Here is a 12238-nt window from a genome sequence, read left to right as displayed (position 1 = left end):
CCTCCTAATTTTTTACATGAATACGCTTTCTTATTTATTGTACCAATGGCCCCTGTCCTGTTATATCCGACGATTCTACGAATGATGTGCATATTTCTATGAAGTGGTACACATTCGTAAAATAGTGCAATTATCAAGCAAAAAAGTTCAATTCATTCCCTCTATACTTAGGAAGTACGTGAATCCAAACTAGAAAAGGAGAATGTGAATAATGATCAAGATTCGGTTTTATCATGTATGGAGGGTATTTCTTTCTATTATGCTGATTGTCGCTTTCAGCCTCGGTCTCACTGGCTTGAATCCACCAACTGTATTGGCCGCAGATTCCGTTTTGTCCCAAGGGAAAACGGTAACCGTTAGTTCTACGCAAGCCAGCAATGCAGGCAGCAATGCTAATGATGGCGATACGGGTACCCGATGGGCCGCTGCGAATGGCAACATGCCCCAATGGTGGATGGTCGATCTTGGTGAAACGAGAGCATTAACCAAAGTTTCTGCACAATGGTACTTCGGCTCAAGTCGTTCGTACCAATATAAAATCGAAGTCAGTCCGGACAATGTAAACTTTACAACCGTTGTCGATAAAACGAGTAATACAACGTTAGGGGATACCAACGATACCTTTTTGGATGTGGGTAGATATGTAAGAATTACTGTCACTGGCTGCTCTTTAGCGGGAGCTTTTGCCTCAGCGTTTGAATTCCAAGTGTACGGCAAACCCAATGTAAACATTACAAGTTACGGAGCTGTCGCGACAACAGGTACGGATAACACAACAGCCATTAACAATGCAATTACAGCTGCCAAATCTTCGGGCTCCGCCGTCTATGTCCCCAGCGGTCGGTTCGAACACACAGGTCTGATTCAAGTGGATGGTGTTGTTATGTATGGCAGTGGACAATCGTCAATTCTCGCTGCTACTAATCAAACGAATCAGGCCGTTCGCATGACAAATACGAATGCTGTGCTGACTGATCTCAAGTTGACGGCCGTCACCTCCACTCGTTCAGCAGCAAATACCACCTGCGGTATTTATGTGGAAGGTGCTGTGACCGGAGGAACGAGCAACATCGGCTATTTTCTTATTGAGCGAGTCACTGTAGATGGCGCTAATGGAGCTGGCATTATGATTAAAGGGGCCAGCAATGGACTCGTACAAAACAATACCGTGAAAAACACTTTAGCTGACGGTATCCATACAACAGCGGGCTCCTATAATATTCGTATTAATAATAATAATGTCAGCAACACGGGAGATGATGGCATTGCCGTTGTCAGCTACCAATTAAAGGACCCTCAAGCTGTACACGATGTATGGATTACCAATAACCAGTTTTCAAACCAACCAACGGCTGGGCGTGGAATGACGGTCATTGGAGGAAACAATGTGACGATTCAGAACAATACGATCACCAACCCATTGAATGCTGGTATTCTAATTGCATCTGAATCCGCATATTCTACCTTCGGTGTAAACAACGTCACCGTCGACAACAACACCATTACAAATGGCGGCAGTACAACCACAAGCCATGGCGCTTTAATGGTATCTTCTAACTTTAATAATGTTTCCAATGTCACCTTCTCCAACAATACGCTCTACAACTCACGTAAAATGGGGATTAATGTCACTGGTGACCATGTTCAAAGCGTCACCTTTACGAATAACACGATCACGAGCACATCTCCAAGTGTGTCTAGCACATCTACCGAAGGCGCTATCATCGATGCCACATTTGCTGGCACAGTAACCTTTACAGGCAATACCTTCGTCCGAACCGCAACGAATGGCTTGAAATGGAAAAATGGCATGACAACAGGCACGTTAAATGTCCAAGGAAATACGTTTCAAGATATTAATACTTCGAACACGGCAGCTAACGATGTCATTAAACTGGATACTGGCACAGTTACTAGTGTCAAAATCCAGAACAACATCCATACGAATGCTGCAGGTTATTCAATAAACTACTTCCTTGAGGAGCTCGTCAACGGCTCCACTCAAACTTATAGTGGCAATAGCTCACCGCTGCAATCGTACATCAATGGAGTTGCCGTACCGACACCATAAAGGATAGAAAGAGGCTAGCTCTAGGGTCATCATCGACCTTCGGGCTAGCCTCTTCGCTTAGCAGTTATTTTTTGTGATTCCTTTTTAGCTACTAATCATGGTGTTGGTGTCTGTACTGCCTTCGCCTTAGCCAACTGAATGCGATTATATACACGTGTATCCGCCCAATAAGGCAGGTTCCGATCGACCCATGTCACGAAACCGTTCCGCAAGCCATCGCCATTCGAATCATCATTAGCTGTCGCGTTAAAGCCAATAATCTCCCCAGCTGAAGGAACAAGCTCGGTATACTTAACTGCGATCTCAACGATATAGTTACCATTTCCTTTGTAGACAGCACTCGTTACGTTATTTAAGATGCTCGCTACCTTCATCGACGTCGTCTTGGCGTTGTTCAAATCGACCCGCATTTGGTAATCGCCTATCGTTTGAGCACCATTCTTCGTATTCAGCTCATCCACCCAGACTTCAACCGAATCGTTCTTCTCCTTCTCGGCAACCGCATAAGGCGTGGTGTCCTTCATTTCAAAAAGGTAGTACAATGCTGTCTCATCCCAAGCGACTCTGACCTTTCCAGTAGTTCCAGTCGCAATGATATCCATTTGCAATGGCGTGGAGTTAGCCCAGAAGCTGTCGATTGTGCCATCTAGCACTGGTTTGCCATAAGCCGCAAGCGGCACTGGCGCTGCCAGTTTCACTTCATTGTACACACGAGTATCTGCCCAATACGGAAGGTTGCGGTCAACCCACGTTATGAAGCCGTCACGCAGGCCATCTCCATTCGCATCATCATTGGCACTCGCATTGAAGCCGACGATATCCCCGACTTTCGGTGCATGCTCCGTCGTTGTATACGGCACCGCAATCTCGACTTGGTAACCCGCTTGCGTGCGATATACCGCGCTTGTCACACTATTTAAGAAGTTGGCGACCGGGTTACTCATCGACGTTGTTTTGGCATTATTCAAGTCGACTCGCATTTGGTAATCCCCCGTCGATTGAGCACCGTGTTTCGAATTCAGTTCATCCATCCATATTTCGACGGAGTCGTTCTTCTCTTTCTCGGACACCGCGAACGGTGTAGCGTCTTTCATCTCAAACAAGTAATACAGCTTATCTTCATCCCATGCGACTCTAGCGGTTCCTGTTGTGCCTGCTGCCGTAGCATCCATTTGAAGCACTGAGGAGTAAGCCCAGAAATCATCCGCTTGACCGTCGATGGCAGGTGTTCCGTAAGCAGCCACATTCGTTCCTCCGCCACCACCATTATCGGCTTCATTGGTCAGATCGCTCGTGATATCAGGATCTGTGGAATTGTTAACATAGACCGCCTTGCCAGAACTAGTCACTGTATTGCCAGTGATATTAATTGCACCAAACACCGTTTTGACAATCATGATGCCGTAATTAGCTGGATTCTGGAACACATTGTTCTTGATTTGCAGACCGTCAATTTCAAATGTGCCTACAATCAACGCGCCGTTATCTTGCGAATCGATAAAGGTGTTGTTCTCTACGAGCACGTTATCAATACTTGGATTTTTGTTCGTTGCTGTAATATTTAAACCGCCCTTCGTCGGGCTACCGCCATTGATACTATCATTTGTAACCGTGTTGTTACGTACGATCACATCTTTCACGGTATACGTCTTGTAGTTCCCCTCAGAGCTTAAGTAAATACCAGCACCGTACACATCGGATACCGTGTTATTCTCAATTAATACATTTTCGCCACCTGAAACCGTAAGTCCACGCGCCTCACCGTGGGAAACATGATTATTTCGAATAACAACGTTCTTCACCCAGCCACCAAATTTCTCATATGAAACGACGGCAATGAAATCGTCACCTACCTGGTGAACCGTGTTGTTTTCAACTAGGATATCGTTGGATAAAGCCGTGATGTGGATACCATCTGCCAACATATTCTTGACGGTATTGCCACTGATGACGCCATGCGTCCCAGCGTTGAAAAACCCAACCGACGATCCGCCATCAATAACAATGTTTTTGATCGAATAGTTCGTTGCATTCGAACCTACACGTACACGAGCTGAATCGTCGTTCGTCAGCCTTACCGTTGCTGGAACAGATGTTAACTTGACAGCGCTTAGGTCTGTACCGTCACCAGTCAAGACAACCGATTGCTGCGTTAAGTTGATACTTTTTAGAATGGACGTCTCCCCATCACCTGACAGATCGACGGCATCTAAAATTAACAAGCCATTGAAGTTAAATTCTCCGCTTGGTACATATACGCTCTTGCCTTGATCTTTCGCAGCAGCGACTGCCAGCTTAATGGCAGGCAAATCATCGATATCATCATTGGCAATCGCGCCATAGTCCACGATGGACAAGCGAGTGATCGGAGCTGTAATCGTGATTTCTAATGAACCAGATACAGTCGAACCATCCTGCGCTTCTGCTGTAACTGATACGATCCCTGCTGTTGTTGCTGTCAAAAGCCCATCTGAACTTATCGACGCAGTCCCAGTACCTGGTGTTACACGCCATGTAACGGATTTATTCGCTGCATCGACTGGCAAAATACTGGCACTCATTTGCAGTGTGCTGCCTGCGAGAACACTTGTCGCATTTTCAGCCCCCGTTACCGTTATGCCCGTTACGAGGATGGGGGATGGTGTAGGGTCTCCCTCCCCTTTATCCAGCTGAATGCGATTGTAAACTCGCGTATCCGCCCAGTAAGGTAGATTGCGGTCTACCCAGGTTACGAAACCGTTGCGTAACCCATCGCCGTTCGAATCATCATTCGCTGTCGCGTTAAAGCCGATGATCTCTCCAGCTTTCGGGCTAAGTTTCGTATACTTAACTGCTAGCTCCACCACATAACCGCCATCGACACGCGCTACTGCACTCGTCGCTTTATTCAAGATGTCCGTCACTTTCATCGACGTCGTCTTCGCGTTGTTCAAGTCGACCCGCATTTGGTAATCGCCTGTCGTTTGAGCACCATTCTTCGTATTCAGCTCATCCACCCAGACTTCAACTGAGTCGTTCTTTTCCTTCTCAGCAACCGCAAAAGGTGTAGCGTCTGTCATTTCAAACAGATAGTACAAAGCTGTTTCATCCCAAGCAACTCTGACCTTACCCGTTGTTCCCGTCGCAATGGTATCCATTTGCAATGGCGTGGCGTTAGCCCAGAAGCTGTCGATTGTGCCATCTAACACGGGTTTCCCATATGCTGCAAGTGGAACTGCAGCAGCTAGCTTCACTTCATTGTACACCCTTGTATCTGCCCAATAAGCAAGATTCGGGTCTACCCATGACACGAAGCCGTCGCGCAGGCCATCGCCATTGGAATCGTCATTCGCGCTAGCATTGAAGCCGATCATATCTCCGACTTTCGGAGCATGCTCCGCTACTGTATACGGCACCGCAATTTCAACTTGGTAACCCGTCTGCGTAAGGTATACTGCGCTAGTTACACTGTTTAAAAGGTTGGCAGGCGGGATACTCATCGACGTTGTCTTGGCATTATTCAAGTCGACGCGCATTTGGTAATCGCCTGTTGTTTGTGCGCCGTTTTTCGTATTCAACTCATCCACCCATACTTCGACAGAGTCGTTCTTCTCATTCTCGGACAGCGCAAACGGTGTAGCATCTTTCATCTCGAACAAGTAATACAGCTTATCTTCATCCCATGCAACTCTAGCGGTTCCAGTTGTACCTGCTGCCGTTGCATTCATTTGAAGCACTGTGGAGTAAGCCCAGAAATCATCGGCCTGACCGTCAAGGGTCGGCGTTCCGTAGGCAGCCACATTCGTTCCTCCGCCACCACCGTTATCGGCTTCATTGGTCAGATCGCTTGTGATATCAGGATCCGTGGAATTGTTAACATAGACCGCTTTGCCAGAACTAGTCACTGTATTGCCAGTGATATTAATTGCACCAAACACTGTTCTGACAATCATGATGCCGTAATTAACTGGATTCTGGAACACATTGTTCCGGATTTGCAGACCGTCAATTTCAAATGTGCCTACAATCAACGCGCCGTTATCTTGCGAATCAATAAATGTGTTGTTCTCTACCAGCACGTTATCAATACTTGGATTTTTGTTCGTTGCTGTGATGTTTAAGCCGCCCTTCGTCGGACTGCCGCCATTCATACTATCATTCGTAACCGTATTGTTACGTACGATCACATCTTTCACGGTATATGTCTTGTAGTTCCCTTCAGAGCTTAAGTAAATACCAGCACCGTACACATCGGATACCGTGTTATTCTCAATTAATACATTTTCGCCACCTGAAACCGTAAGTCCACGCGCCTCACCTTGGGAAACATGATTATTTCGAATAACAACGTTCTTCACCCAGCCACCGAATTTCTCGTAAGAAACGACGGCAATGAAATCGTCACCTACCTGGTGAACCGTGTTGTTCTCAACAAGGATATCGTTGGATAGCGCCGTGATGTGGATACCATCTGCCAACATATTCTTGACGGTATTGCCACTGATAACCCCATGCGTCCCAGCGTTGAAGAAGCCTACGGAAGAACCACCGTCAATGACGATATTTTTGATCGAATAGTTCGTCGCATTCGAACCTACACGTACACGAGCTGAATCGTCGTTCGTCAGCCTGACCGTAGCTGGAACAGATGTCAACTTGACAGCGCTTAGGTCTGTGCCTTCACCTGTCAGGATAATCGATTGGAGCTTGAGATCCATACTTTTTAGAATAGAGGTCTCCCCATCGCCTGAAAGGTCAACACTATCCAAGGTCAGTAAGCCGTTCAAATTAAATTCCCCGCTTGGCACGTAAACACTTTTGCCTTGCGCTTTTGCTGCTTCCACTGCCAGCTTGATAGCTGGTAAATCATCGAGCCCATCATTCGCAATCGCTCCATAGTTTACGATAGACAATTGTGTACTCGGAGGTGGAGTTGGATTCGTGCCTGGATTAGATGAAGACGGCGGTGCTGAAGTAGGTGTAGGTGTTGGCACTCCTTCCACCTTATCCTCTTTCTTTTTCGGTTGCTTCTCAAAGGTTGTAGTATCTTTCGCAGCTTTGCTAAGGGTTGCCGTTTCAATCGTTCCAGTGCCTAAGATTTTGGCAACTGCATCTAGCACGAGGTGAATAATGGTTGCCTCTGCCCCTAAACGAAGTGACATCCCTGTAGCTGATAGTTCAGCTATGAGTTCTTTCACACTGCCTTCGGGAATATCAATCTGGATTTTATCACCTTTGACTGCTAACGATTCAAACGATCCTAGTAAAGTAACCTTCGAATCCGCCGGCAGATTCTCGGACAGCGTAACTTTGCTGAAACCTGTGCCAGTTGTCCCCTTCTCTTGAATCGTAGTTGGAGATTCGATCGTAACTTCCCCAACGGTTGTTGTCCCTTCCGCTACAATACGAACTGTTCCAAGTTGCTTGTCTACCAGAATTGTGAGCAAGATGGAATCAATAAAGTGGATCGAGTTTTCTCCTCCACCCTCTACTGTCGTTTGACCTTTTACAGTCACATGGTTGAGTGTTGCATCTCCATTGCCAATGCCAGCAGCGAAAACGAGATTGCCGTTGATAACCATGTTCTGCAAAGTAACCCCTGGTACTTGTATGACCACATTGCCATCCACCGTCTGAACGCCTGTTGTCGGACCATAAATCCCTGCCGTGTTGTAGGTAGTGACTCGCTTCGCCAAAGCACGATCCAAAACCGTAACCGCTTCCCCACGTTTAATGGCATTCAACGGTCTTAGTGTATGATCTGCCGCATAGCCCGTAAATATGTCATGAGCAACTGCAGCATTTACTGCATCCTTCGCCCATGAAGCTATCGCGTTTTTATCTGAAAAATCACTTTCTGTACTCGCTGTTTTGGACAAGCCTAACAATCGATCAATGATAACAGCAGCTTCTTGCCTGCTAATGGGCTTAGCAGCACCAAAGGTTCCATCCGCATAGCCTTGGATGTAGCCTGCTTTCATGGCTTTGGCCACTTCTTCGTAATAGTAGATGCCCTTCACAACATCACTAAAGGAGATGCTCGTCACTTCCGTAAATCCAAAAGAGCGATTCACCAGCGTCACGAACTCCGCTCTAGTTATGGTCTGCTCTGGCTTAAAGCTGCCATCTTCGTACCCTTTGATCCAACCTTTGCCGATCCAGCTGTTGATTTGATTTTCAGCCCAATGTCCCTTGGTATCCGACGTAGCTGCTACTTCTGCTCCAGAAGCTGTTCCTAACGATGTAAAAAGCATGCACGCGATAATCAAGAGTGAAAGCCACTTGCCAGTTAACGTTCGTTTCTTTCGCTTCATTCATGTCACACTCCATTTTGTTAAAATCGCACTAACATGTACGTCTGAACCCTCTAACCCCGAGAGGCCATTTAATTGAATGCGCTTTCTCGTAAATCATTGTACCAATCGCGCCTCTCCCTTTATATCCGAAGATGCTACGAATGAGGTGCATATTTCTATGAAGCGGTACGTCATCCTTCCCATATGTTCATCACCCTTTCACGCCTGAGAAGGCTACTCCCTTTTCGATGTACTTCTGTGACACGATGAAAATCACAAATAGCGGAATCATGGAAAGTAATGAGCTTGCCATGACCATATTTTGCTGAACAAAGGTCTTATTCTGCAAATCGTTCAAAGCCACCGTAAAGGTCCAATATTGCGGTAAGTTGTTGACCACGAGCGGCCACACGAACTCATTCCAAACTGGAATAAATGTCAACACGCCGACTGTTGTAAAAATCGGAATGGACATAGGTATGACGATCTGTGAAAATGTACGGAGTTCAGAAGCACCGTCAACTCGGGCAGCTTGCATGAGTTCTTTGGGCAACTGATCAAAGAAGCCTTTGAATAGGAAAATGACAATCCCCCATGCCGAGTGTGGCAAAATTACAGCCAGCAGCGAATTGATTAATCCCAAATCTTTCATCAACAAATATAGCGGTAAAATAAGCGAAATGCCTGGAATCATGATCGTCCCAAGGAAAAACATGAGCCAAATAAACTGCCATTTGCGGCTCTGAATCAAATGCGAGAGTGCGTAGCCAGCTAAGCCGCCTAAAACAAGTTGAATGGCGACAGTCGAGAGCGTCACAATGCCGCTATTGAGAAAATACTTGAAAAACCCCAGTGATCCAGCAGTATCCTGTGCCACTTTATTCAAAGAAAGGTAACTGTCGAACATACGACTCCACGCCGCTTGATCCGTAATCGATGTCACTTTTCCCTTCACAAAAGGAGAAACTTGATAAAATTCCATCAGCTTCGTAGGGATTTCCGTTTCAGCAATACCCGCAGTCGTCGCAGCTTTCTTGCTGCCTTCACCGTAAGAAGTGAATGTAGATAGCTTCTTTTCCTGAATAATGGGCAGCTTAAGATCCATCATCTCGTTAGAAAATAGGGTTGACGGAACTACGATCGGCTGACCAGCACGGAAGGAAGAAGAATTAGTTTGGGCTTGATAGATTTGTTTCCCATCGCGAACGCCCGATACCTTGATGACGCCGATGTTCTCCCGAATATTTTTCATCCAAGGATACCACGTGGCTTTCATCGCATCCTTCTCATAAGCAACCTGATCCATCCCTGGCATCCCGGTATAATCAAGCGTTACTTCGATGGAACGAAGGATGCTCGGCACCCATTTGGGCGGATAGGTTTCGATATCTTTATCCGTCTTTAACGAGGAGGTTAACATCCACAGAACTGGAATTAAGGCTGTAATCGCAAAGAAAATCGTCACGGCGTAGGCAGTAAAGGTTAAAGACCGCTGTCCTTTTTCCACAACTTTGGTTCGTGCCATCGGCTTCAATCCTTTTCTGCTGAGATTTTATTTTGCAAAATAGTTAACAAAGCAATAATGATAAACATAAACATGGACATGGCGCCCGAAATACCAAATCGCGATTGCTGAAAGGCTGTATTAACAACTAACATCGATACCACGGTCGTGCTTCCCGCTGGTCCTCCTTGTGTCATGACATAAATATTGTCATAGGCTAAGAGAACGCCGGACATGAACGCAACGAACTGAATGACGATAATAAACCGAATGTTCGGCAGCAGCATCGTCCAGATACGTTTCCACGGATTAGCTCCGTCCATTTTCGCTGCTTCCAATAGCTCTGTTGGAATCGCTTTAATCGCTGAATAATACAAGAGCAAGGAGATACCATTACCTGCGAAAACAGAAGGGAGAACAATCGCTAACTTCGTTAAATTAAGGTTATTCAACCATAGGTAAGGTCCAAGTCCTACGTACGAAAGCCAATAATTGAGCAAACCGAAATCAGGGTTGTACATCCATTTCCACACTAGTACCCCAGCTACGGCTGGCATGATTGTCGGCAATTGGTACATGAAGCGAAAGAAGGCATTTCCTTTCCGAATATCACTTAACAACAAAGCTTGAACGATTGGAATCCAAAAGGTAAGGACTAAAAAGAGGGCAAAGAAAATGAAGGTATTCGATACAGCTTGCCAGAACGTTGAGGAAGTCAAAAATTCCGTATAGTTGGAGAAACCAACGAACTTACCTGGCGGATCAATGACACTGTAATTGAAGAAGCTTACGTAGATCATGCTGAATAGCGGGTAGTACTTGAACAGGAGATAACAGACGACAGATGGGAATAGAAAAAGAATGGGCATCCAGCGGATTCTCAAAAATTTTGTCATGCAGCTCTTCCACCCCAAGATTATCTCGGGACCCTCTGATTAGAGGATCCCGATCGCTATTATTTTTTTACTTCTGCGTTAAACTTATCAATCACTTCTTTTTGCGCGAGCTCCTGGGCGATTTTCAACTCCGTCAGTGGATCCGCGCTCTCGTCTAGCAATATTTTTTGGATCGGCTTGACGATATAAGGGCTTAAGCGAGATTTCAAGAAATATTCCAAATGTGTATCTTTGGCTGCAGCTCTTACATTCGTTACGATATCGGCTGGCAGACCTTCAACATATTTAGCTACATCCACATCATTACGTACGGTGAGAAGGTTCGGGAAAATACCATTGCCTTTCAGGAACGACAGATACTTTTCGCCATATTCTTTGGAGGTAAAGAAGCTAGCATAAGTGAAAGCAGCTTGTTGCTTCTCCTTGGATGCCTTCGGATTCAGAATCCAATAGTTGCCGCCAACCTGCGAAGGACTAATGCCCGATGGTCCTACTGGGAGTGGTGAGAATCCGATATCATTGATATCCATCCCTTTTGGCAACAAGCTTCTGAAAGAATCCGACGCTCCAACCATTGATGCTGCATGCCCGGTATAGAAGTCTTTATTGTTGTCATCAAAGCTTTGTACGACATTCTTCTGCGTTGCTTTGTATTTAAACTTTAAATCCTTGTAGTACTGTAACGCCTTTACGGTGGCGTCTGAGGTAAATGTCAGCTTAGCCGTGCCATCCGGTTGTTTCTCTGTCAGATCGCCGCCGGCTTGCCATACATAGTACTCGAAGAACCAATCCGCCCAGTCCATACCTAGAATGGCATAGCCATAAACCCCTTTGGCAGGGTCGGTCAGCTTCTGTACAGCTTCACCGAATGAGTTCCAATCCTTTAAAGCAACCTTCGGATCCATTTTCGCGTTTGCGAACAATTTCTTGTTATACAGAAGCCCCGTCACGTACATTTCGTTGGGTACACCATAAACCTTATTGTTGAAGGTGGCAGCGTTCAACGATGAGGGCAAATAATTAGCTTTATCGGGATTCGCATTCCACAATTCGGAGATATCTGCGGCAATTCCTTGCGAAACGTAGGAGACCATATCTGGGTAAGCAGACCGATAGGCATCCGGTTGACCTCCGCCAGCTACGGCTGTCATAAACTGCTCCCGTTCTTTTTCTTTCGTTGGCTCAATGTGTGTGACCTTAATGTTCGGATACTTCGCTTCAAAGGCGGCAAACTGCTGCTCGATAAAAGGCTTGGTAACCTCATCGGCATGCGGTTTATCCCAAACCGTAATTTCAACGGTAGCTGCTTTCGTTGGCTGAGCCGTCGCTGCTGCACTCGGACTCACCACTGAGGTCGTGGGCTGTGAAGTTGACGTGCTAATCGTACTGCTATTACCACCACATGCGGCGGCTGTTATCGAAAATGTCGCTAGTAAAGTGATTGCGGCAGAGACCCTGAATTGTTTCTTCATACTTACTTCCCCCTCGTTAA

5 protein-coding genes are annotated in these 12238 nt (G+C 46.1%); 1 reads left to right on the top strand and 4 read right to left on the bottom strand.

Annotated elements, in window-relative coordinates; translation table 11 throughout:
* Window positions 1–211 precede the first annotated feature (211 nt).
* On the top strand, window positions 212–2071 hold the full coding sequence (locus AC58QG_RS17595; protein WP_497363411.1) for a right-handed parallel beta-helix repeat-containing protein: 1860 nt from the start codon (window positions 212–214) through the stop codon (window positions 2069–2071).
* Between the two features lie 95 nt (window positions 2072–2166).
* Here the strand turns inward: AC58QG_RS17595 and AC58QG_RS17590 are convergent, their stop codons facing one another.
* From AC58QG_RS17590 to AC58QG_RS17575, 4 genes are all read right to left on the bottom strand, one after another.
* A complete protein-coding gene (locus AC58QG_RS17590; RefSeq protein WP_497363410.1) occupies window positions 2167–8364 on the bottom strand; it encodes a sugar-binding protein in 6198 nt (2065 codons plus the stop codon).
* A gap of 193 nt (window positions 8365–8557) precedes the next feature.
* Window positions 8558–9871, bottom strand: a complete 1314-nt coding sequence (locus AC58QG_RS17585) for a carbohydrate ABC transporter permease (RefSeq protein WP_497363409.1) — start codon at window positions 9869–9871, stop codon at window positions 8558–8560.
* Between the two features lie 5 nt (window positions 9872–9876).
* Window positions 9877–10746, bottom strand: a complete 870-nt coding sequence (locus AC58QG_RS17580; protein ID WP_497363408.1) for a carbohydrate ABC transporter permease — start codon at window positions 10744–10746, stop codon at window positions 9877–9879.
* 59 nt (window positions 10747–10805) lie between these two features.
* Window positions 10806–12218, bottom strand: coding sequence for an extracellular solute-binding protein (locus AC58QG_RS17575; RefSeq protein WP_497363407.1), 1413 nt, complete (start codon window positions 12216–12218; stop codon window positions 10806–10808).
* Between the last annotated feature and the right edge of the window lie 20 nt (window positions 12219–12238).

It is taken from the genome of Paenibacillus sp. J22P169 (genome assembly GCF_059691995.1).
Note: the sequence above shows the minus strand (reverse complement) of the source record. Positions and strands in the feature narration are given on the sequence as shown.